Origin of the sequence: Pseudomonas sp. EMN2 (assembly GCF_009650555.1) — a bacterium.
In the GTDB taxonomy this organism is placed as follows: Bacteria; Pseudomonadota; Gammaproteobacteria; order Pseudomonadales; family Pseudomonadaceae; genus Aquipseudomonas; species Aquipseudomonas sichuanensis.
The window spans coordinates 23,621-45,153 of the sequence record NZ_VZZR01000050.1 but is presented as its reverse complement, the minus strand read 5'-3'; the positions used below and the strand labels follow the sequence as shown (position 1 = coordinate 45,153).

Below are 21,533 nucleotides of genomic sequence, written 5' to 3'. Positions count from 1 at the left end.
ACGCATGGCCGATCAGACCGGGGACAGTGTAGTGGGTTCAAAAATGCCATCATGAATCTGTGACAAAGTGTGGCGCTTTGCCGCATCGCTGCAGCGAGGCGCCTGGCTTCGGTATACTCCAGCCGATTTTTCTGGAGCCTCATCGGGAGAGCTCATGCTCGCCGCCGCACATCCGCTGTCCGCTACACGCCAGAACCTTTGGCGCCTGACCTTCATCCGCATCCTGGTCCTGGCTGCCCAGGCCGGCTCCGTGGGCGTGGCCTACTGGACCGAGTTGCTGCCGCTGCCATGGTTCTCGCTGGTGGTCACCCTGGCCTTGTCGTCGCTGCTGTGCGCGTTCACCGCCGTGCGCTTGCGCCTGTCACTGCCGGTCACCGAACTCGAGTACGCGCTGCAGCTGGCCTGCGACCTGCTGATCCACAGCGCGCTGCTGTATTACTCCGGTGGTTCGACCAACCCCTTCGTCTCTTATTACCTGGTGCCGCTGGCGATCGCCGCCGTCACGCTGCCGTGGATCTACTCGCTGGTGCTGTCGGGCATCGCGCTGGTGGCCTACAGCCTGCTGCTGGTGCAGTTCTACCCGCTGGAGGCCTTGCCGCAGTCGCGCGACACCATGCAGGTCTACGGCATGTGGCTGAGTATCGCCCTGGCCGCAGCGGTGATTACCTTCTTCGCCGCGCGCATGGCTGAGGAGTTGCGCCGCCAGGAGCACCTGCGCGCCGAGCGCCGTGAAGAGAGCCTGCGCGACGAACAACTGCTGGCGGTGGCCACCCAGGCCGCTGGCGCCGCCCATGAGCTGGGCACGCCGTTGGCGACCATGAGCGTGCTGCTCAATGAAATGCGCCAGGACCACACCGACCCGCTGCTGCAGGAAGACCTGCAGATCCTTCAGGACCAGGTCAAGCTGTGCAAGGAAACCCTGCAGCAACTGGTGCGCGCTGCCGAAGCCAATCGGCGCCTGGCCATCGTCGAGCAGGACGTCACGGCCTGGCTCGACGAAGCGCTCAACCGCTGGCACCTGATGCGCCCGGAAGCCAGCTACCGTTTCCAGCGCCTGCGCGATGGCCAGGTACCGCGGCTGGCGCCGCCGCCCGACCTGACCCAGGCCCTGCTGAACCTGCTGAACAATGCCGCCGATGCCTGCCCGGACGATCTGGAGGTGCGCCTTGACTGGGACGCCCAGGACATCGTCATCAGCATCCGCGACCATGGCCCCGGCATGCCGCCGGCCATTGCCGAAGCGATCGGCAAACCCTTTATTACCACCAAGGGCAAAGGCTTCGGCCTGGGCCTGTTCTTGAGCAAGGCCAGCGTGACGCGTGCGGGTGGTTCGGTGAAACTCTATAGTCATGAGCAGGGTGGCACCCTGACCGAATTACGCCTGCCCCATGGCAAGCGAGGAGATGAATGATGAGCGAAGAAATCCAGGTCGAAGGCGAAGAACTGCCGCACCTGCTGCTGGTGGATGACGATGCCACCTTCACCCGGGTCATGGCGCGGGCCATGAGCCGCCGCGGTTTCCGCGTGAGTACCGCAAGCTCTGCCGAGGAAGGCCTGAAGCTGGCCGAGCAGGACCTGCCGGACTACGCCACTCTGGACCTGAAAATGGAGGGCGATTCGGGCCTGGTGCTGCTGCCCAAGCTGCTGGAGCTGGACCCGGAGATGCGCGTGGTGATCCTGACCGGTTACTCGAGCATCGCCACGGCGGTCGAAGCGGTGAAGCGCGGTGCCTGCAACTACCTGTGCAAACCTGCCGACGCCGATGATGTGCTGGCTGCACTGCTGTCGGAGCACACCGACCTGGATACCCTGGTGCCGGAAAACCCGATGTCGGTGGATCGCTTGCAGTGGGAGCATATCCAGCGCGTGCTCGGCGAGCATGAAGGCAATATCTCTGCCACCGCGCGAGCGCTGGGCATGCACCGGCGCACCTTGCAGCGCAAGTTGCAGAAGCGCCCGGTACGGCGCTAAAGGCATCGCGGGGCAAGCCCGCTCCCACGGGGGGACAGCTCCCAAGAAGTTGGACACCAATCCAACCCTCGGGGACAGTCCACCCGTAGGAGCGGGCTTGCCCCGCGATTGTTTTTAGAAGGCGCTTACCCCCGAGCGGTCAACCCGCACCGCCAGTGGCCCTGCACCAGCAGGCGCCTCGAACGCCACCAGCCCTCCCGCCGGCACCTTGGCCCGGCCAATGACCTTGCCATCACGCAACAGCTCCAGCGGCATGCCTGCCAGCGACTGACCCGAAGCCAGCTCCAGTTTGATCCTGATGTTCATCGGTGACCTCCTTGTCACGCATTGCGATCGATGTAAGTGGTTGCCACGCCATCAAGGCTGGCGATCAGCTCCGGCGAGCCGCCGCGGAACTGGCGGAACAGGTTGCGCCCGCGCTGCTTGCCGTCCAGCGGCACCTGCACGGTCGGGTGGAACTGCCCGCCCAGTTCGGCATAGGCGCTCCACGGCCCGATATAGGATTCGTTGAACTGCTCGCTCACGCTGAAGGCGTAACGCACCGAGTTGCCCCGCTGCCAGTTGAGGCCGTCCGGTTCGCTGCTTTGCCAGCCGATGATGGCCGGTGAAGCACTCGGTGCGGCGATGAATCCGCTGGGGGTATTGGGCTTGTAGTCCTTGAGCAGCAGGTAGGTGCTCCAGCCCCACCAGTCGCCGATGCGCTCGCGGTCGTTGAGGTTGTTGACGTCCTTGCGCCGCAGCACGGTCTTGCCGTCCTGGAAATACAGCGGGGCAAAGTTGCCCGGCACCAGGTCCTGCTCGGCGGCGTGCAGGTCCGGCGCCAGGCGCAGGGCTGCATAATCCTTGGTCAAGGGCAGGCGGCCATCGACAAAGGCCTGGAACACCTCGTCAGCCGAGCGCTGCACGGCCCGGCCGACCTGGCGACGGTTGGCCACATCGACGCTGTCGAAGTAGCGCTTGTCGCCATAGGCGCGCCATTGCTCGCCTTCGGCGTTGCGCACCAACAGGCCGTACTTGCTGTCTTCATCGTGCATGAAGCGCGAGATCAGCGAGCCGACGTCGCTCGGGGTGACGCTGTCGGCCAATGCCTTGCGCGGCACCCGCAAATGGCCGGCGGAGAACAGGTCGGTGAGGAAGTGATCGGCGAAGGCATTCATGGCGTAGGCCAGTTGCAGGTCGCGCTCTTCGCCACTGGCACGCGCCTTCACGGCTTGCTGCAAGGCGGCGGCGTGGCCGGCCTGGTAGGCCAACAGCGCCCAGGGGCCGAAATGGTCCCAGTTGCTGGCGGCCAGCTTCAGGTAGCGGCCAAGCGGGAACAGGTCGGAAGCGAAACTGCCGCCGCCGGTGATGCGGTTCCAGCGTGCCGACAGGCTGTCGCCCAATGCGTCGTAGGCTTCATGGGGCTGGCGGCCGTCCTGAATAGCCTGGTTGGCGGCGGCGATTTCTTCCTGCATCACGGCCAGGATCTGCCCGGCCTCGTCCTTGGCCGCCGGCAGGCGGGCCAGGGAGTCGAAGGCCTGGGTGAAGCGTGTGATGCGTTCGGCCTCGCTGGCGCCGTCGGCGATGGGCCGCTCGGGTACGCCATAGAAGTCGCCGCCCAGGGCGATGACCTGGCCGTAGGTCAGGCTCAGGCCGTTGGGCAACGGCAGGGGCGACTGGTGGGCGGGGATGCCCGGCTGGCCAGCTTCGTAACGCAGCAGGGTGTTGTCACCAATGGCGGTGTGCTCACCCCCTTCGAAGAACAGCTCGGGTTTGCGTTTGGGCGCTTGGCCGGTGCCTTGCGGCACGCCGAAGCGATGGTACTTGAGGGTGTGGTGGCCGTGCATGACCAGCATCAGCTGGCTGTCCGGGCCGGGAAGCTCGATGCCCTGCGGGTCGAACAATTGATCGAGGTCGGCAACGACCTGTTTGGCCTGGGCTTGGTTGGCCACGGGCGCGGTTTGCATTCCTGACATGATCAGCTCCTTGCGATGTCGGGATAATCCATTTTTTAACTGTATGCATATACAGTAGTCACCATCATATTCGGGAAATTTCCTACGTCAAGCTCAGTTTGTGCTGCCAACTGGCACCTTCGATGGGCGCAAGGCCCTGGCACTGACGTATGATTAGCCCCCTAACGGCAACCCTCAGGATCAGGCTGCATGCTCGCCCTTCTTATCCAGACACTGAACATCACGGCGCCCGTGTTCGCCATGCTGTTCATGGGCGTGCTGCTCAAGCGCATCCGCGTGATCGACGACAACTTCAGCAAGGTCGCGTCATCGCTGGTGTTCAACGTCTGCATGCCGGCGCTGCTGTTCCTTGGCATCTACCACGCCGACCTGGCCGCTGCGGTCAAGCCCGGGGTCATCCTCTACTTCATCGTCGCTACCCTGGTGGGCTTCGGCCTGGCCTGGGGCCTGGCGATCTGGCGCTGCCCGCCGGCGGACCGCGGCATCTACACCCAGGGCGCATTTCGCGGCAACAATGGCGTGATCGGCCTGGCGCTGGCCGCCAGCCTGTATGGCGACTACGGCATCTCCCTTGGCGCGGTGCTGGCCGGGCTGGTCATCCTCATGTACAACTCGCTGTCGGCAGTGGTGCTGGCGGTGTACAGCCCGGACCTGAAGTCCGACCCGTGGAGCATCTGCAAGAGCATTTTCAGCAACCCGCTGATCATCAGTGTGCTGGTCGCAACGCCCATGGCCTACGGCCAGGTGCCGCTGCCCAACTGGCTGTTGACGTCCGCCGACTATCTGGCGCAGATGACCTTGCCGCTGGCGCTGATCTGCATCGGTGGCACCTTGTCGCTGGCGGCGCTGCGCGACAGCGGCAGGCTGGCGTTCGATGCGAGCCTGGTGAAGATGGTCTGGCTGCCGCTGCTGGGCACCCTGGGCGCCTGGCTGTGCGGTTTCCGCGGGGCTGAGCTGGGCATCCTGTTCCTCTACATCGGCAGCCCCACCGCGGCGGCGAGCTATGTGATGGCGCGGGCGGCCAACGGCAACCACGAATTGGCCGCCTCGATCATCGTGATCACTACACTGATGGCGGCCATCACCACCAACATCGGCATTTTCGTCTTGCAGTGGGGCGGCTGGATCTAGCGCTTCACTGCACACAACACCAACAACAAGGCCTCACCTAAAGGACACTTCATGCAAGACCAGAGCACGCCCGAGCGCTTGCAGCGCGGGCTGAAGAATCGCCATATCCAGCTGATCGCGCTGGGCGGTGCCATTGGCACCGGGCTGTTCCTGGGCATCGCCCAGACCATCCAGCTGGCCGGCCCCTCCGTGCTGTTGGGTTATGCCGTCGCCGGCCTGATGGCCTTCCTGATCATGCGCCAGCTTGGCGAGATGGTGGTCGAGGAGCCGGTGGCCGGCAGCTTCAGCCACTTCGCGCACCACTACTGGAGCGAGTTCGCAGGCTTCGTTTCGGGCTGGAACTACTGGGTGGTCTACGTGCTGGTCGGCATGGCCGAGCTCACCGCCGTGGGCATCTACGTGCAGTACTGGTGGCCGGAGTTCCCCACCTGGGCCACGGCAGCGATCTTCTTCGTGGCCATCAACGCCATCAACCTGACCCAGGTGAAGGTGTATGGCGAGATGGAGTTCTGGTTCGCCCTGGTCAAGGTGGTGGCCATCGTCAGCATGATCGGCTTTGGTGCCTGGCTGCTGGGCAGCGGCCACGGCGGGCCGGACGCCAGCGTCGCCAACCTGTGGCAATACGGTGGCTTCTTCCCCAATGGCGTGACCGGGCTGATCATGGCGTTGGCGGTGATCATGTTCTCCTTCGGCGGCCTGGAGCTGGTCGGCATCACGGCCGCCGAAGCCGAAAACCCGCGCGAGAGCATCCCCAAGGCCACCAACCAGGTGGTGTATCGCATCCTGATCTTCTACATCGGTGCCCTGGCGGTGCTGCTGTCGCTGTATCCGTGGCAGAAGGTGGTGCAGGGCGGCAGCCCGTTCGTGATGATCTTCCACGAACTGGACAGCGACCTGGTGGCGACCATCCTCAACGTGGTGGTGCTGACCGCCGCGCTGTCGGTGTACAACAGCTGCGTCTACGCCAACAGCCGCATGCTGTTCGGCCTGGCCTCCCAGGGCGATGCGCCGCGCCAGCTGCTCAAGGTCAGCCGCCGTGGCGTGCCGCTCACCGCCTTGGGCGTGTCGGCATTCGCCACGGGGATGTGCGTGCTGATCAACTACCTGATGCCCGGTGAAGCCTTCGGCCTGTTGATGGCCCTGGCCGTTTCGGCGCTGGTGATCAACTGGGCGAGCATCAGCATCACCCACCTGAAGTTCCGCAAGGCCAAGCTGGCGGCCGGTATCACGCCGTTCTACCGCAGCTGGGCGCACCCGGTGAGCAACTACCTGTGCCTGGCGTTTATCGTGCTGATTCTGGTGGTGATGTACCTGACGCCACCGATTCGTATCTCGGTGATGCTGATCCCGGCGTGGATCCTGGTGCTGTGGGTGGCATTCAAACTGAAGAAAAAGCGTCAGGGTTGAGGCCCAATCGCGGGGCAAGCCCGCTCCCACACCAGCGTGGGAGCGGGCTTGCCCCGCGATGCTTTCAGCTGGCCTGGTAGCTGTCGATCACTTCCTGCGCCGCCCGGAACGCATCGATCGCCGCCGGCACGCCGGCATACACGGCGCAATGCAGCAGCGCTTCGCGAATCTCCTCCACCGTGCAGCCGTTGTTCAACGCCCCACGCACATGCCCCTTGAGCTCTTGCGGGCACTTGAGCGCGGTCAGCGTGGCCAGGGTGATCAAGCTGCGGGTTTTCAGCGGCAGCCCGTCGCGGGCCCAGACGCTGCCCCAGGCATGTTCGTTGACGAAGTCCTGCAGCGGTTGGGTGAACGCGGTGGCATTGCCCAGGGCGCGGTCGACGAAGGCATCGCCCATCACCTGGCGGCGAATGCTTTCGCCGGTCTGTTTCGTGTCAGCCATGTTGTTTTCCTTAGTGTTGGCGGCGCCAGGCGCGCACCGTCGTATACAGCAGCACGACGCCGAGCGCTGGCAGAACGTAGAACAGCATCAGGTTTTCCAGGCGCCCGGCCAGGGGCAGCCCGGTGGTGAACGTCACCACGTGCAGGCCGTAGGCCAGGTACAGGCAGAGGAACACCAGGCCCTCGGCGCGGGTCACCCGAAAGCCCGAATAGAACACCGGCAGGCACAGCGCCGCGACCCCGAGCATCACCGGCAGGTCGAAATCCAGGGCGTTGGGCGAGATCGACAGCGGCTCGGGCGCAACCACGGCGGTCAGCCCCAGCACCGCCAGCAAGTTGAACAGGTTGCTGCCGATTACCGTGCCCACCGCAACCTCGCGTTCGCCGCGCAGCGCGGCGATCAGGGCGGCGGCCAGCTCCGGCAGCGAGGTGCACACCGCGACCACGGTCAGGCCGATGACCCGTTCGGAGAGCCCGAGGTCAGTCGCAACCTCGACGGCGGCCTGCAGCAGCAGATGCCCGGCCAGGCTAAGCAGGCCGAGGCCCAGGAAGACCTGCAGCAAAACGCCGCTCCAGAAGCGTCCGGCGCCTGTAACCGGCGTATTCGCTGCCGGGTAGGTGCGCGCATGGTGGCGCGACTGGTGCCGAAGCATCAGCAGGTAGCCGAGCAAGCCGAGCAGCAACAGCGCACCTTCGACGCGCCCCAGCTGGCCATTGCCGGCCAGCAGATAGACCAGGCCGCTGGCGGCGATCATCAAGGGAATGTCCAGGCGCACCAGCTGGCGCGACACGCGCAGCGGAATGATCAGCGCGGCCAGACCGAGAATCACCAGCACGTTGAAGATATTGCTGCCGATCACGCTGCCCACCGCCACATCAGGCGCGCCTTGATAGGCCGCCTGCAGGCTGACGGTGAGTTGCGGTGCGGTACTGCCGAACGCCACCAGGCTCAGGCCGATGATCAGCGGGCGTACATGCAGGCGGGTGGCCAGGCGCAGCGCCGCGCGTACCAGCAGCTCGGCGCCGAGGATCAGCAACAGCAGGCCCAGGCCCAGTTGCAGCAGGCTGAAGGTGGGGAGGGTGGCCAGGTCGAAAATGGCGAGGGCTCCAGTCAGGTCAATCGCTCAGACCTTGTACCCGGACTCGCGCCGTTCCGCTACGGAGCATGCCGATTTTTTCCGCTGCGGCGCGTGACAGGTCGATCAGCCGACCGCGTGTGTGCGGGCCGCGGTCGTTGATGCGTACCACCACGCTGCGCTGGTTGGCGAGGTTGGTCACCAGCACCCGGCTGCCGAAGGGGAGGCTGCGGTGGGCGGCGGTGAGGTCATGCTGGTTGAACGGTTCGCCACTGGCGGTGCGTTTGCCGTGGTGGCGGCTGCCGTAGTAGGAGGCGGTGCCGGTTTCGTTGTAACCGCGGGGGTCGATGTCGTGGCTGGCGCAGCCGGCCAGGACGGAGAAGAGGGTAAGGGTGGTGAGGGATCGTTTTAGCAAGTCGGAGACTCCGGTGTTGCTGCAGACGATCGCGGGGCAAGCCCGCTCCCACGTGGGAGCGGGCTTGCCCCGCGATTGGGTTCACCCTTCGAGCTTGGACTTGAGCAATTGGTTCACTTGCCCCGGGTTGGCCTTGCCTTTGGAGGCCTTCATCGCCTGGCCGACGAAGAAGCCGAACATCTTGCCGCGCTTGGCTTCGTCAGCGGCGCGGTACTGTTCGACCTGGTCGGCGTTGGCGGCGAGCATCTCGTCGAGCATCTTGTCGATCGCGCCGGTGTCGGTGACCTGCTTCAGGCCTTTGCTTTCGATGATGTTGTCGGCATCGCCTTCACCGGCGGCCATGGCCTCGAACACGGTCTTGGCAATCTTGCCGCTGATGGTGTTGTCACGGATGCGCAGCAGCATGCCGCCCAGTTGCTCGGCGCTGACCGGCGACTGGTCGATTTCCAGGCCCAGCTTGTTCAGCAGGCTGCCCAGCTCGACCATGACCCAGTTGGCGGCCAGCTTGGCGTCGCCGCCGATCTTCACCACCTGCTCGAAGTAGTCGGCCTGCTCGCGGCTGGAGGCCAGCACGTTGGCGTCGTAGGCCGACAGGCCGTACTGGCTCTGGAAGCGTTCGACCTTCTGTGGCGGCAGCTCCGGCAGGCCGGCGCGCACGCTGTCGAGGAACGCGGGCTCGATGACCACCGGCAGCAGGTCCGGGTCGGGGAAGTAACGGTAGTCGTTGGCTTCCTCCTTGCTACGCATGGAGCGGGTCTCGTCCTTGTTCGGGTCGTACAGGCGGGTTTCCTGCACCACCTTGCCGCCGTCCTCGATCAGGTCGATCTGGCGCTGGATTTCGCTGTTGATCGCTCGCTCGATGAAGCGGAACGAGTTGACGTTCTTGATCTCGCAGCGGGTGCCGAACTCGGCCTGGCCTTTCGGGCGGATCGACACGTTGCAGTCGCAGCGCAGCGAGCCTTCGGCCATGTTGCCGTCACAGATACCCAGGTAGCGCACCAGGGCATGGATCGCCTTGACGTAAGCCACGGCCTCTTTGGCGCTGCGCATGTCCGGCTCGGAGACGATCTCCAGCAGCGGCGTGCCGGCGCGGTTCAGGTCGATGCCGGTGGCGCCGTTGAAGTCTTCGTGCAGGCTTTTGCCGGCGTCTTCTTCAAGGTGCGCGCGGGTCACGCCAATGCGCTTGACGGTGCCGTCTTCCAGGGCGATGTCCAGGTGGCCCTTGCCGACGATCGGCAGGTCCATCTGGCTGATCTGGTAGCCCTTGGGCAGGTCAGGGTAGAAGTAGTTCTTGCGCGCGAACACGTTGCGCGGGCCGATTTCGGCATCGATCGCCAGGCCGAACATGCACGCCATGCGCACGGCTTCCTGGTTGAGCACCGGCAGTACGCCGGGCATGCCCAGATCGACCAGGCTGGCCTGGGTGTTCGGCTCGGAGCCGAAGGTGGTGGCGCTGCCGGAGAAAATCTTCGACTGGGTGGCGAGCTGGGTATGAATTTCCAGCCCGATCACAACTTCCCATTGCATGTGTGAATTCCTCAGAAGCCGTTGGGGGCGCGGGTGTGCCAGTCGGTGACTTGCTGGTAACGGTGCGCGATGTTGAGCAGGCGGCCTTCCTGGAAATACGGGGCCAGCAGCTGCACGCCCACCGGCAGGCCATCGACGAAGCCGGCCGGCATCGACAGGCCCGGCAGGCCCGCCAGGTTGGCGGTGATGGTGTAGACGTCTTCCAGGTAGGCGGCGACCGGGTCGCTGCTCTTGGCGCCGAGCTTCCAGGCCGGGTTTGGCGTGGTCGGGCCGAGGATCACGTCGACGTCGTGGAAGGCGGCCACGAAGTCGTTCTTGATCAGGCGGCGGATCTGCTGCGCCTTGACGTAGTAGGCATCGTAGTAGCCGGCCGACAGGGCGTAGGTGCCGACCATGATCCGGCGCTGCACTTCGACGCCGAAGCCTTCACCGCGCGAGCGCTTGTACAGGTCGGTGAGGTCCTTGGGGTTTTCGCAGCGATAGCCGAAGCGCACGCCGTCGAAACGCGACAGGTTGGAGGACGCTTCCGCCGGGGCGATCACGTAGTAGGCCGGGATGGCGTGCTGCATGTTCGGCAGGCTGATCTCTTTGACCACCGCGCCGAGCTTTTCCAGCTCCTTGACGCTGGCATGCACCAGTTCGGCGATGCGCGGGTCGAGGCCGGCGCCGAAGTATTCCTTCGGCACGCCGATGCGCAGGCCTTGCAGCGAGCCGTTCAGGTTGGCGCTGAAGTCCGGCACTGGCTCGTCGACCGAGGTCGAGTCCTTGGCGTCGAAGCCGGCCATGCCTTGCAGCAGCAGGGCGCAGTCTTCGGCGGTACGGGCCAGCGGGCCGCCCTGGTCGAGGCTGGAGGCATAGGCAATCATGCCCCAGCGCGAAACACGGCCATAGGTCGGCTTGAGGCCGGTCAGGTTGGTGAAGGCCGCCGGCTGGCGGATCGAGCCGCCGGTGTCGGTACCGGTGGTGGCCGGCAGCAGGCGCGCGGCCACGGCCGCGGCCGAGCCGCCGGACGAACCGCCAGGCACGTGCTCCAGGTTCCACGGGTTCTTCACCGCGCCGTAGTGGCTGGACTCGTTGGCCGAGCCCATGGCGAATTCGTCCATGTTGGTCTTGCCCAGGGTGACCATGCCGGCGGCGGCCAGCTTGGCGACCACGGTGGCGTCATACGGGGCGGTGAAGTTGTCGAGCATCTTCGAGCCGCAGCTGGTGCGGGTGCCGTTGGTGCAGAACAGGTCCTTGTGGGCGATCGGCGCGCCCAGCAGGGCACCGGTTTCACCGGCGGCGCGGCGGGCGTCGGCGGCACGCGCCTGCTCCAGGGCCTGCTCTTCGGTGACGGTGATGAAGCTGTTGAGCTGCGGGTCGAGCTGCTTGATGCGCGACAGCAGCGCGCCGGTCAGTTCTGCCGAGGAGAACGACTTGTCAGCGAGGCCGCGGGCGATCTCGGCCAGAGTGAATTGATGCATGGCAGGCGCTATCCCTTAATCGATGACTTTCGGAACCAGGTACAGACCGTTCTCGGTCGACGGGGCGACGGCTTGATACTGGTCGCGCTGATTGCTCTCGGTGACCTGGTCGGGACGCAGGCGCTGGGTGGTTTCCAGCGGGTGGGCGAGCGGTTCGATGCCGGTGGTGTCGACGGCTTGCATCTGGTCGACCAGCCCGAGAATGCTGTTCAAGGCGTCGGTAATGCGTGGCAGCTCGCCTTCATTCAGGCCCAGACGGGCCAGATGGGCGATCTTTTCCACGTCGGAGCGTTGCAGCGCCATGGGGATCTCCAGGGGGAACGATGAACGGAATTGTCCGCTAACAAAATGAGGAACATGTCAGGATTCTGGCGGTCAAAGGGCCGCGATCATCGGTAGGCATGCTCGGAAAAACCGCCAATTTAACATATTGGCTCCTTGCCCAAAATCCCTGCCATTGTTAGAGTTTGCCGCACTTTTTTACCCACGCTTTCCCCAGGGTCACTTTCCCATGTTCAAGAAACTGCGTGGCATGTTTTCCAGCGATCTGTCTATCGACCTGGGTACTGCCAACACCCTTATCTACGTGCGTGAGCGCGGTATTGTCCTGAATGAGCCCTCGGTTGTTGCCATCCGTACCCACGGCAACCAGAAAAGCGTCGTCGCTGTCGGTACCGAAGCCAAGCGCATGCTGGGCCGTACGCCCGGCAACATCGCGGCCATTCGTCCGATGAAAGATGGCGTGATCGCCGACTTCAGCGTTTGTGAAAAAATGTTGCAGTACTTCATCAACAAGGTTCACGAAAACAGCTTCCTGCAGCCCAGCCCTCGCGTGCTGATCTGCGTGCCGTGCAAGTCGACCCAGGTAGAGCGCCGCGCCATTCGCGAATCGGCCCTGGGTGCCGGTGCCCGTGAAGTGTTCCTTATCGAAGAGCCGATGGCCGCTGCCATCGGTGCCGGCCTGCCGGTCGAAGAAGCCCGCGGTTCGATGGTCGTCGATATCGGTGGCGGTACCACTGAAATCGCCCTGATCTCGCTCAACGGCGTGGTCTATGCCGAGTCCGTGCGTGTTGGCGGCGACCGCTTCGACGAAGCCATCGTTACCTACGTGCGCCGTAACTACGGCAGCCTGATCGGCGAATCCACCGCCGAGCGCATCAAGCAGGAAATCGGCACCGCCTACCCGGGCGGCGAAGTGCGCGAAGTCGACGTCCGTGGCCGTAACCTGGCCGAAGGCGTTCCACGTGCCTTCACCCTGAACTCCAACGAAGTGCTCGAAGCCCTGCAAGAGTCGCTGGCGACCATCGTCCAGGCGGTCAAGAGCGCCCTGGAGCAATCGCCACCCGAGCTGGCCTCGGACATCGCCGAGCGCGGCCTGGTGCTGACCGGTGGTGGCGCGCTGCTGCGTGACCTCGACAAGCTGCTGGCCCAGGAAACCGGCCTGCCGGTGATCGTCGCCGAAGACCCGCTGACCTGCGTCGCCCGTGGCGGCGGCCGTGCCCTGGAAATGATGGACAAGCACGCGATGGACCTGCTCTCCAGCGAGTGAGCCCTGACGCTGCCGTTACATCGCCCGGTTTACAGGTAGCACGCGCAGTGCTACCTGTATGCGCTGGGTTGGCGCCCGTGAGGGCGTCGTTTTCCGTCAATCCGCAAGCAGGCCGGTGCGTTGCCCCATGTTCAGTGACTTCCTGAGTCGTCCGCGAGGAACGGCCCATTAAACCGCTTTTCTCCAAAGGCCCTTCGCTGGGCGTGCGCCTGCTCGTGCTGGTGGTGATGTCGATCGCACTGATGGTGGTCGACTCGCGTTTCGACCTGCTCAAGCCCGTGCGCAGCCAGATGGGCCTGGTATTGATGGAGTCCTACTGGATCACCGACCTGCCGCAGCGCATGTGGCAGGGCGTGGCTGGCCAGTTCGGCAGCCGCACCGAGCTGATCGCCGAGAACGAGAAACTCAAGACCGAAGCCTTGCTGCTGCAAGGGCGCCTGCAAAAGCTGGCGGCCCTGACCGAGCAGAACGTGCGCCTGCGTGAGCTGCTCAATTCCTCGGCGCTGGTCAACGAGAAGGTCGAGGTTGCCGAGCTGATCGGTGTCGACCCCAACCCGTTCACCCACCGCATCCTGATCAACAAGGGCGAGCGCGACGGGGTGTTCCTCGGCCAGCCGGTGCTCGATGCCCGTGGCCTGATGGGCCAGGTGGTCGAGCTGATGCCGTACACCTCGCGGGTGCTGCTGCTCACCGATACCACCCACAGCATTCCGGTGCAGGTCAACCGCAACGGCCTGCGCGCCATCGCCAGCGGCACCGGCAACCCGGAGCGCCTGGAGCTGCGCCACGTGGCCGACACCGCCGACGTGAAGGAAGGCGACCTGCTGGTCAGCTCCGGCATGGGCCAACGCTTCCCGGCCGGCTACCCGGTGGCCACGGTCAACGAAGTGATCCACGATTCCGGCCAGCCATTCGCCATCGTCCGCGCCATCCCGACCGCCGCGCTCAACCGCAGCCGCTACATGCTGCTGGTGTTCAGCGACCGGCGTACCCCGGAAGAGCGGGCAACGGAAGCTGCGATTGCCCAGGAAGAAGCCGACCGCCAGGGCGCCGGCCATGGCCAGACCCCTGCGGCCCCGGCAACGCCACCCGCGGCCAACCCCGCGCAGCCTGCCGCACCCGCCGCCGCTCCGGCACCTGCCGCAAACGTTACGGCCCCGGCCCACCCGGCCGCAACGCCCGCTCAACCCCGGAGGCAATAATGGCCAGCACCCGTAGCAGAAACGGCTGGGCCATCTGGCTGACCTTTGCCGTCGGCCTGTTGCTCAGCGTCTCGCCGATGCCGCAGTTCATGGAAGTGTTCCGGCCCATGTGGCTGGCGTTGCTGCTGGCGTTCTGGACCCTCACCGTGCCCACCAAGGTCGGCATGACCACCGCCTTCGTGCTGGGCCTGGCCGAAGACGTGCTGTACGGCACCTTGCTGGGGCAGAACGCACTCATCCTCACCCTCATCACGTTCCTCGTGCTGTCGCTGCAGCAGCGCCTGCGCATGTTCCCCATGTGGCAGCAGAGCCTGGTGATCCTGGTGATCTTCGGTATCGCCCAACTGATCCAGCTCTGGCTCAGCGCCCTGACCGGCAACCGCCTGCCAACCCTGGCGCTGGTCTGGTCGGCGGTGATCAGTGCCTTGCTCTGGCCGTGGGTCAGCTTCGCCCTGCGCGGCTTGCGCGTGCGCTTGCATATTCATTGACGCTGCGCCACCACTGACAGGGAGATGTCCACATGCCTCAACTTTACCTGGCCTCCGGTTCGCCGCGCCGTCGTGAACTGCTGACCCAGATCGGCGTGCCGTTCACGGTCGTCAGTGCCCCCATCGATGAAACCCCGCTCCCCGGCGAAGCCCCGGCAGCCTATGTCGAGCGCCTGGCCCAGGCCAAGGCGGTAGCCGGTTTCGCCCACACCGACGGCAACGGCGTGGTGCTGGGCGCGGACACCACCGTGGTGCTCGACGACGAAATCCTCGGCAAGCCGCAAGACCGTGAAGACTTTTTGGCCATGCTCGGCGACCTGTCCAAGCGCGAACACCAGGTGCTCACCGCCGTGGCGCTGACCGACGGCCAGCGCAGCATCAGCCGCTGCGTCAGCACCACTGTGCGTTTTCGCGCCATCTCCTTCGAAGAAGCCCTGCGCTACTGGGCCAGCGGCGAACCGCTGGACAAGGCCGGTGGCTATGCCATCCAGGGCTTGGGCGCGGTGTTCGTCAGCGGCATCGAGGGCAGCTATTCGGCCGTGGTCGGCCTGCCCTTGAGCGAGACCGCCGAGCTGCTGGAGCAATTCGCCATTGCTGTCTGGCAGCCGCAAGAGGGTTCGACAGCGCGCTAGCCAGCCATCCCGCAGCGATCCATCATTACCGAAAACCTTGACGAGAGCCTGCCATGAGTGAAGAGATCCTGATCAACATCACCCCGATGGAATCACGCGTGGCAGTGGTGGAGAACGGTGTCCTGCAGGAGGTGCACGTAGAACGCACCCAGCGCCGCGGCATCGTCGGCAACATCTATAAAGGCAAGGTGGTCAGGGTGTTGCCGGGCATGCAGGCAGCCTTCGTCGATATCGGCCTGGAGCGTGCGGCGTTCATCCACGCCTCGGAGATTTCCCTGCGCGAAGGGTCGGCGGTAGAGACCATCACTGCGCTGGTGCATGAAGGGCAGGCACTGGTGGTGCAGGTGACCAAGGACCCCATCGGCACCAAGGGCGCGCGCCTCACCACGCAGTTGTCGATTCCCTCGCGCTACCTGGTGTACATGCCGCGCAGCAGCCATGTCGGCATCTCGCTGAAGATCGAGGAAGAAGCCGAGCGTGATCGCCTCAAGCAGGTGGTTACCGATTGCATGGCCCAGGAAGACATGAAGGACGCCGGCGGCTTCATCCTGCGCACCGCCGCCGAGGGCGCGCGTGCCGAGGACATTCTCCAGGACATCCGCTACCTGCGCCGCCTGTGGGAGCAGATCGGCTCGCAGATCAAGACCTGTGGCGCCCCTACCGTGATCTATGAAGACCTGGGCCTGGCGCTGCGAACGCTGCGCGACCTGGTCAACGCCAAGATCGAGAAGATCCGCATCGATTCGCGGGAAACCTTCCAGAAGACCACGCAATTCGTCGGCGAGCTGATGCCGGAAATCGCCGATCGCCTCGAGCACTACCCGGGCGAGCGGCCGATCTTCGACCTGTATGGCGTCGAGGACGAAATCCAGCGTGCCCTGGAGCGCAAGGTGCCGCTCAAGTCCGGCGGGTACCTGGTGGTCGACCCGGCGGAGGCGATGACCACCATCGACGTCAACACCGGCGCGTTCGTTGGCCATCGCAACCTCGAAGAGACCATTTTCAAGACCAACCTGGAAGCGGCCACGGCCATTGCCCGTCAGCTGCGCCTGCGCAACATCGGCGGGATCATCATCATCGACTTCATCGACATGGAAGACGAGGAGCACCAACGCCAGGTGCTGCGCACGCTGGAGAAGCAGCTGGAGCGCGACCACGCCAAGACCAACATCATCGGCATCACCGAGCTGGGCTTGGTGCAGATGACCCGCAAGCGCACCCGCGAAAGCCTCGAACAGGTGTTGTGCGAGCCGTGCGCGGCCTGCCAGGGGCGCGGCAAACTGAAGACGCCCGAAACCATCTGCTACGAGATCTTCCGCGAGATCCTTCGCGAAGCCCGCGCCTACCAGGCAGAAGGCTATCGGGTCCTGGCCAATCAGAAGGTGGTCGACCGGCTGCTGGACGAAGAGTCGGGTAACGTCGCCGAACTTGAGACTTTCATCGGGCGAACCATCCGTTTCCAGGTCGAGTCCATGTATTCCCAGGAACAATATGATGTGGTGCTGCTCTGACTGTCACTGAACGTATCTGCCCCAGGGAGGGGCTGGCAAAGCGCTGTTCACCGGCCATAGTTAGTGGACGACTTGGAGGGCCTTGGCCATGGAGCGTCTGACCCGCGTTCTGAGCGCCTTGACCCGCTGGGGGTTGGCAATTTGCGCCCTGCTGGCGGTGCTGGTGGCGCTGTACGTCAGCCTCGGTCGGCAACTCATACCGCTGGTCGCCGAATACCGTGCAGACGCCGAGCTCAAGGCCGAACAGGCCTTGGGCCTGCCTGTGCATGTGGGGGCGCTGGAAGGGCGCTGGAGCGGCCTGGCCCCGGTCCTGCGGGTGCGCGACCTGCAACTGGGCGAAGGCGCTGCCGCGCTGCGCCTGGACGACGTCAAGCTGGTGCCGGACCTGTGGGCCAGCCTCAAGGCGCGCGAAGTGCGCCTGGCGCGCATCCAGCTTGGTGGCCTGCAACTGATCCTGCGTGAAAACGAGCAGGGCGCCTGGGCCCTGGAAGGCTTGCCGCACAAGGATGATGCGCCGCTCGACCCGGCAGATGCCCTCAAGCGCCTGCGTCAGCTGGGCCGGGTCGACCTGTTCGACAGCCAGGTTACCTTGCACCCGTGGCAGCGCGAGCCCCTCACTCTCACCTATGTCAGCCTCGGCCTGCAGGCCGGAGCCTCGCGCCAGAGCCTGGACTTGCGCGCCACCTTGCCCGATGGCCAGCCGCTGGCCGTCAGCCTGCGCAGCCGGGCCACGGCCAAGGCGTGGCGCGATGGCCAGCTCGAAGCCTACCTCAGCCTGCCGCAGAGTGACTGGGCGCGCTGGCTGCCGCCGCGCCTGCTGGGCCAGTGGCAAGCCGATAGCCTGCGGGCCGGCGGGGAGTTCTGGGTCGACTGGCGCCAGGGCCAGCTGCAACGCGCCGTGGTGCGCCTCAATGCACCGCAACTCAAAGGCGCATACAGCGAACGTAAAGCGGTCGCCCTCGACAACGTCGCGTTGTCGGCCTGGTTCCAGCGCCGCAGCGAAGGTTTCGATGTGGCCGTGGACTCGCTTGCCGCGAGCATCGGCAAGACCCGCTGGGAATCTCACCTGCAACTGGCGCAGCGTACGGGACAGACGCCGGCCGAGGAGTCCTGGCAGGTCCAGGCCGATCGCCTCGAGCTGACGCCCCTGACCCCGTTGATCGACGCCCTGGCGCCGCTGCCGGACAACCTCAAGGCCGTGGTCGATGCCCTCAAGGTCACGGGCGCCTTGCGTAATGTGCGCCTGGACATCCGCCCCAAGGCCGAAGGCGACCAGCGCGTGCAGTTCGCCGCCAACCTGGAGAAGGTCGGCTTCGATGCCTACCACGGAGCGCCTGCGGCCGGTAATGTCAGCGGCGCCATCAGCGGCGACCTGGGCCAGGGCGAGCTGCGCCTGGATACCGAGGCGTTCATGCTGCACTTGTACCCGATCTTCGCCAAACCCTGGCATTACCAGAAGGCCAACGCCCGCCTGACCTGGAAGCTCGACAAGGAAGGGTTCACGCTGATCGCACCCTATATCAAGGTGCTGGGCGAGGAGGGCAAGATCGCGGCCGACTTCCTGATCCGCCTGCTGTTCGAAGAGGGCCGCGAAGACTACATGGACCTGCGCGTCGGCATGACCGAGGGTGATGGCCGCTACACCGCCAAGTACCTGCCCGAGGTGCTCAGCCCGGCGCTCGACGAATGGCTGCGCAGTGCCATCGTCAAGGGTAACGTCGACGAGGGCTACTTCCAGTACCAGGGCTCGCTCAACCATGGCGCGCCGGCCCATGCCCGCGACATCAGCCTGTTCTTCAAGGTGCATGACGCGGCATTGGACTTCCAGCCGGGCTGGCCGCAGGTGCAGCAGGTGGACGGCGAGGTATTCATCGAAGACACCGGTGTGCGCGTCAATGCCCGAAGTGGCATGCTGCTCGACACCAAGGTCAGTGATGTCCGCGTCAACATTCCCCATGTCGACGCCGGGCAGCACAGCCATCTTTACCTGGATGGCGATTTCGACGGCAGCCTCGGCGATGGCCTGAAGATTCTCAAGGACGCCCCCATCGGCACCGGTGCGATCTTCGCCGGCTGGGAAGGCGAGGGGCCGCTCAAGGGCAAGGTCAAGCTGGACATTCCCCTGGAGCATGGCCAGCGGCCCAAGGTGCGGGTGGACTTCGCCACCGCCAACGCCACGCTCAAGGTGGCGCCGCCAACCCTGGAACTGAGCCGCCTCAAAGGTGATTTCAGCTTCGATTACGACAAGGGGCTGAGCGGCAAGGACATCGCGCTGCAGGCGTTCGGCAAGCCGGTCACGGCGCAGATTGCCGCCGAAGGCAAGGACGGGCAGATCCAGAGCCGCATCACCGCCACTGGCCAGGTGGGCCTCAAGGCGCTTACCGACTGGCTGCAGTTCCAGCAGGCGCTGCCCGCGTCGGGGGACCTGCCCTACCAGTTGCAATTGCTGCTGGGCAGCCACGATAACCGGCTGACCGTCAATTCCTCGCTCAAGGGCCTGGCCATCGACCTGCCGGCGCCATTCGGCAAGGCGGCCACTGATATCCGCGACAGCCGCTTCAGCCTGACCTTGCAAGGCCCGGAGCGGCGCATCGACGCAGCTTATGCAGACCTGGCCCGCTTTGCCTATGCCGCACCCGCCGACAAACTTGGCCAGGGCCGTGGCGAACTGCTGCTGGGCAGCGGTGAGGCCAACCCGCCCGGCGGCCAGGGCTTGCGGGTCCGTGGACACCTCGAAACGCTGGACCTGGCCCCCTGGCAGGCACAGATGTCGAGCCTGGCCGGCCAGGACCCAGGCGGCAGTGCCCGGCAGAACCTGCAAGGCGTCGACCTGAGCATCGGCCAGCTCAAGGCGTTCGGCATGGACCTCAACCAGGCCGTGGTGCGTCTGGTGCGTAGCGGCCCAGCCTGGGACCTGCGCCTGGACAGCAAGGAAGTCATTGGCAATGCACGTATTCCCGATGCCAAGGGTGTGCCGCTCAACATCCGCCTGCCATCGCTGCGCCTGCCCCCCGCCGATCCAAACGTGACCGCGCCGGAAAACGCCCCGGACCCGTTGGCCAGCGTCGATCCGCGCAACGTGCCGCCGCTGAACCTGACCATCGACAAGCTGTATCGGGGCGACGACCTGTTCGGCAGTGCAACCCTGAAAGTACGCCAGACGCCCCGTGGTATCGCCCTTAGCGATGTCGATCTGGACCTCAAGGGCCTGCACATCGATGGCAGTGGCGGTTGGGAAGGTGAACCGGGCAGCACGTCGAGCTGGTACAAGGGCCGCCTGGACGGCAAGAACCTGGGCGATGTGCTCAAGGCCTGGGGCTTTGCGCCCACCGTGACCAGCCGAGATTTTCGCATGGACGTAGACGGCCGCTGGCCGGGTTCGCCCGCCTGGGTGAGCCTCAATCGCTATTCGGGCAGCCTCGACGCGGCGCTGCGTACCGGCCAGTTCGTCGAGGTCGAAGGTAGCGCCCAGGCCCTGCGGGTGTTCGGCCTGCTCAACTTCAACTCGATTGGCCGACGCTTGCGCCTGGACTTCTCCGACCTGTTCAGCAAAGGCCTGGCCTACGACCGGGTGAAAGGCCTGCTGGTGGCGAGCGAGGGGGTGTACGTGACCCGCGAGCCGATCACCGTCACCGGCCCGTCGAGCAACTTCGAGCTCGATGGCACCCTGGACCTGGCGCGTGATCGGGTCGACGCCAACCTGATGGTGACGCTGCCGGTGACCAACAACCTGCCGCTCGCCGCGCTGATCATCGGCGCGCCAGCGGTGGGTGGGGCGCTGTTCCTGGTCGACCGCCTGATCGGCGACCGTGTGGCGCGTTTTGCCAGCGTGCATTACCGCGTCGAGGGGCCGGTGAAAGAGCCTAAAATCACCTTTGTGAAACCTTTTGATAAATAAGCCCGGGGTTGCGATGACGTCAGCAGTGATCCAGATGGTCAGCCAGGACGATGTGCTGGCCAACCTGCAACGTGCCGCTGCGCTGCTCGAGCAGGCCGCTGCCGGCGGTGCGCGGCTGGCGGTGCTGCCGGAGAACTTCGCGGCCATGGGCCGGCGCGACGCTGCCGCCATCGGGCGGGCCGAGGCCCTGGGCGAAGGGCCGATCCTGCCGTGGTTGAAACGCACGGCCCGCGACCTCAAGTTATGGATTGTCGCCGGCACGTTGCCGCTGCCACCGGTCGGCCAGCCTGAGGCAAAGTCTCACGCCTGCTCGCTGCTGATCGATGAGCACGGCGAGATCGCCGCACGCTACGACAAGCTGCACCTGTTCGATGTGGATGTGGCCGACAACCGTGGCCGCTACCGCGAGTCGGACGACTATGCCCACGGTAGCCAGGTGGTGGTGGCCGATACGCCAGTGGGGCGCCTGGGCTTGTCGGTGTGCTACGACCTGCGCTTTCCCGAGTTGTACAGCGCCCTGCGCGCTGCCGGTGCCGAGCTGATCAGTGCGCCGGCGGCGTTCACCGCGGTGACCGGCGCGGCGCACTGGGAGGTGCTGATCCGCGCGCGGGCCATCGAGACCCAGTGCTATGTACTGGCCGCCGCCCAGGGCGGCATGCATCCAGGGCCGCGGGAAACCCACGGCCAGGCGGCGATCGTCGACCCTTGGGGGCGGATCGTCGCGCAACAGGCGCGTGGCGAGGCAGTGCTGCTGGCCACGCGTGACAGCGAAGAACAGGCGTCCATCCGGGCGCGCATGCCGGTGGTTACCCACCGGCGCTTTTTCCCGCAGGACGCTTTGCGGCCTGCGCACACCTCGGAGTGACT

General features: G+C 65.3%; 19 protein-coding genes. 11 read left to right on the top strand and 8 right to left on the bottom strand.

The window, feature by feature from the left end:
• Positions 1–154 precede the first annotated feature (154 nt).
• Both F6X61_RS15915 and F6X61_RS15910 read left to right on the top strand, forming a co-directional pair.
• Positions 155–1,411 (top strand): ATP-binding protein, encoded by a 1,257-nt coding sequence (locus tag F6X61_RS15915; protein WP_153787423.1) that lies wholly within the window; start codon positions 155–157, stop codon positions 1,409–1,411.
• A complete protein-coding gene (locus tag F6X61_RS15910) occupies positions 1,411–1,971 on the top strand; it encodes a response regulator transcription factor (protein ID WP_153787422.1) in 561 nt (186 codons plus the stop codon). Before F6X61_RS15915 ends, F6X61_RS15910 begins: the two co-directional genes overlap by 1 nt.
• Before the next feature lie 114 nt (positions 1,972–2,085).
• Here F6X61_RS15910 and F6X61_RS15905 read toward each other — a convergent pair whose 3' ends face one another.
• Both F6X61_RS15905 and F6X61_RS15900 read right to left on the bottom strand, forming a co-directional pair.
• A complete protein-coding gene (locus F6X61_RS15905) occupies positions 2,086–2,277 on the bottom strand; it encodes a hypothetical protein (RefSeq protein ID WP_110993461.1) in 192 nt (63 codons plus the stop codon).
• Between the two features lie 14 nt (positions 2,278–2,291).
• On the bottom strand, positions 2,292–3,926 hold the full coding sequence (locus tag F6X61_RS15900) for a phospholipase (protein WP_153787421.1): 1,635 nt from the start codon (positions 3,924–3,926) through the stop codon (positions 2,292–2,294).
• Positions 3,927–4,115: 189 nt separating this feature from the next.
• Between F6X61_RS15900 and F6X61_RS15895 the strand changes: the two genes are divergently transcribed.
• Positions 4,116–5,057, top strand: coding sequence for an AEC family transporter (locus F6X61_RS15895; protein WP_153787420.1), 942 nt, complete (start codon positions 4,116–4,118; stop codon positions 5,055–5,057).
• 51 nt (positions 5,058–5,108) lie between these two features.
• Entirely contained in the window at positions 5,109–6,464 is a 1,356-nt protein-coding gene (locus F6X61_RS15890; RefSeq protein ID WP_153787419.1) for an amino acid permease, read from the top strand.
• 64 nt (positions 6,465–6,528) lie between these two features.
• Here the strand turns inward: F6X61_RS15890 and F6X61_RS15885 are convergent, their stop codons facing one another.
• From F6X61_RS15885 to gatC, 6 genes are all read right to left on the bottom strand, one after another.
• Positions 6,529–6,906, bottom strand: coding sequence for a carboxymuconolactone decarboxylase family protein (locus tag F6X61_RS15885; RefSeq protein WP_153787418.1), 378 nt, complete (start codon positions 6,904–6,906; stop codon positions 6,529–6,531).
• Positions 6,907–6,916: 10 nt separating this feature from the next.
• Entirely contained in the window at positions 6,917–7,960 is a 1,044-nt protein-coding gene (locus tag F6X61_RS15880; RefSeq protein ID WP_153787417.1) for a calcium/sodium antiporter, read from the bottom strand.
• A 61-nt stretch (positions 7,961–8,021) separates the two neighbouring features.
• Positions 8,022–8,396, bottom strand: a complete 375-nt coding sequence (locus F6X61_RS15875) for a septal ring lytic transglycosylase RlpA family protein (RefSeq protein ID WP_153787416.1) — start codon at positions 8,394–8,396, stop codon at positions 8,022–8,024.
• A gap of 81 nt (positions 8,397–8,477) precedes the next feature.
• Positions 8,478–9,923, bottom strand: a complete 1,446-nt coding sequence (gene gatB, locus F6X61_RS15870) for an Asp-tRNA(Asn)/Glu-tRNA(Gln) amidotransferase subunit GatB (protein ID WP_153787415.1) — start codon at positions 9,921–9,923, stop codon at positions 8,478–8,480.
• A gap of 11 nt (positions 9,924–9,934) precedes the next feature.
• Positions 9,935–11,386, bottom strand: a complete 1,452-nt coding sequence (gene gatA, locus F6X61_RS15865) for an Asp-tRNA(Asn)/Glu-tRNA(Gln) amidotransferase subunit GatA (protein ID WP_153787414.1) — start codon at positions 11,384–11,386, stop codon at positions 9,935–9,937.
• Between the two features lie 15 nt (positions 11,387–11,401).
• Positions 11,402–11,689, bottom strand: coding sequence for an Asp-tRNA(Asn)/Glu-tRNA(Gln) amidotransferase subunit GatC (gatC, locus tag F6X61_RS15860; protein ID WP_110993452.1), 288 nt, complete (start codon positions 11,687–11,689; stop codon positions 11,402–11,404).
• A 208-nt stretch (positions 11,690–11,897) separates the two neighbouring features.
• Between gatC and mreB the strand changes: the two genes are divergently transcribed.
• The 7 genes from mreB to F6X61_RS15825 all read left to right on the top strand — a co-directional run bounded on the left by mreB (position 11,898) and on the right by F6X61_RS15825 (position 21,531).
• Positions 11,898–12,935: a rod shape-determining protein MreB gene (mreB, locus tag F6X61_RS15855; RefSeq protein ID WP_003255163.1), complete on the top strand. Its 1,038-nt coding sequence runs from the start codon at positions 11,898–11,900 to the stop codon at positions 12,933–12,935.
• A gap of 167 nt (positions 12,936–13,102) precedes the next feature.
• On the top strand, positions 13,103–14,137 hold the full coding sequence (gene mreC / locus F6X61_RS15850; protein WP_153787413.1) for a rod shape-determining protein MreC: 1,035 nt from the start codon (positions 13,103–13,105) through the stop codon (positions 14,135–14,137).
• A complete protein-coding gene (gene mreD, locus F6X61_RS15845) occupies positions 14,137–14,625 on the top strand; it encodes a rod shape-determining protein MreD (RefSeq protein WP_110993450.1) in 489 nt (162 codons plus the stop codon). Before mreC ends, mreD begins: the two co-directional genes overlap by 1 nt.
• A gap of 32 nt (positions 14,626–14,657) precedes the next feature.
• Positions 14,658–15,257 carry a nucleoside triphosphate pyrophosphatase gene (locus F6X61_RS15840; RefSeq protein WP_153787412.1) on the top strand — a complete coding sequence of 200 codons (600 nt, stop codon included), beginning with the start codon at positions 14,658–14,660 and terminating at the stop codon, positions 15,255–15,257.
• Positions 15,258–15,310: 53 nt separating this feature from the next.
• Entirely contained in the window at positions 15,311–16,768 is a 1,458-nt protein-coding gene (gene rng, locus F6X61_RS15835) for a ribonuclease G (protein ID WP_153787411.1), read from the top strand.
• Between the two features lie 88 nt (positions 16,769–16,856).
• Complete coding sequence (locus F6X61_RS15830) at positions 16,857–20,666, top strand: YhdP family protein (protein WP_153787410.1); 3,810 nt, start codon at positions 16,857–16,859, stop codon at positions 20,664–20,666.
• Between the two features lie 13 nt (positions 20,667–20,679).
• Entirely contained in the window at positions 20,680–21,531 is an 852-nt protein-coding gene (locus F6X61_RS15825; protein WP_153787409.1) for a carbon-nitrogen hydrolase family protein, read from the top strand.
• The last annotated feature ends 2 nt before the right edge of the window (positions 21,532–21,533 follow it).

Bases quoted from the DNA above. Each gene is read 5' to 3' on its own strand.
- F6X61_RS15890 (WP_153787419.1), top strand. From the start codon at position 5,109: ATGCAAGACCAGAGCACGCCCGAGCGCTTGCAGCGCGGGCTGAAGAAT.
- mreB (WP_003255163.1), top strand. From the start codon at position 11,898: ATGTTCAAGAAACTGCGTGGCATGTTTTCCAGCGATCTGTCTATCGAC.
- mreD (WP_110993450.1), top strand. From the start codon at position 14,137: ATGGCCAGCACCCGTAGCAGAAACGGCTGGGCCATCTGGCTGACCTTT.
- F6X61_RS15830 (WP_153787410.1), top strand. From the start codon at position 16,857: ATGGAGCGTCTGACCCGCGTTCTGAGCGCCTTGACCCGCTGGGGGTTG.
- F6X61_RS15905 (WP_110993461.1), bottom strand. From the start codon at position 2,277: ATGAACATCAGGATCAAACTGGAGCTGGCTTCGGGTCAGTCGCTGGCA.
- F6X61_RS15900 (WP_153787421.1), bottom strand. From the start codon at position 3,926: ATGTCAGGAATGCAAACCGCGCCCGTGGCCAACCAAGCCCAGGCCAAA.
- gatB (WP_153787415.1), bottom strand. From the start codon at position 9,923: ATGCAATGGGAAGTTGTGATCGGGCTGGAAATTCATACCCAGCTCGCC.
- gatC (WP_110993452.1), bottom strand. From the start codon at position 11,689: ATGGCGCTGCAACGCTCCGACGTGGAAAAGATCGCCCATCTGGCCCGT.
- F6X61_RS15895 (WP_153787420.1), top strand. From the start codon at position 4,116: ATGCTCGCCCTTCTTATCCAGACACTGAACATCACGGCGCCCGTGTTC.
- F6X61_RS15915 (WP_153787423.1), top strand. From the start codon at position 155: ATGCTCGCCGCCGCACATCCGCTGTCCGCTACACGCCAGAACCTTTGG.
- F6X61_RS15885 (WP_153787418.1), bottom strand. From the start codon at position 6,906: ATGGCTGACACGAAACAGACCGGCGAAAGCATTCGCCGCCAGGTGATG.
- F6X61_RS15825 (WP_153787409.1), top strand. From the start codon at position 20,680: ATGACGTCAGCAGTGATCCAGATGGTCAGCCAGGACGATGTGCTGGCC.
- gatA (WP_153787414.1), bottom strand. From the start codon at position 11,386: ATGCATCAATTCACTCTGGCCGAGATCGCCCGCGGCCTCGCTGACAAG.
- rng (WP_153787411.1), top strand. From the start codon at position 15,311: ATGAGTGAAGAGATCCTGATCAACATCACCCCGATGGAATCACGCGTG.
- F6X61_RS15840 (WP_153787412.1), top strand. From the start codon at position 14,658: ATGCCTCAACTTTACCTGGCCTCCGGTTCGCCGCGCCGTCGTGAACTG.
- F6X61_RS15910 (WP_153787422.1), top strand. From the start codon at position 1,411: ATGAGCGAAGAAATCCAGGTCGAAGGCGAAGAACTGCCGCACCTGCTG.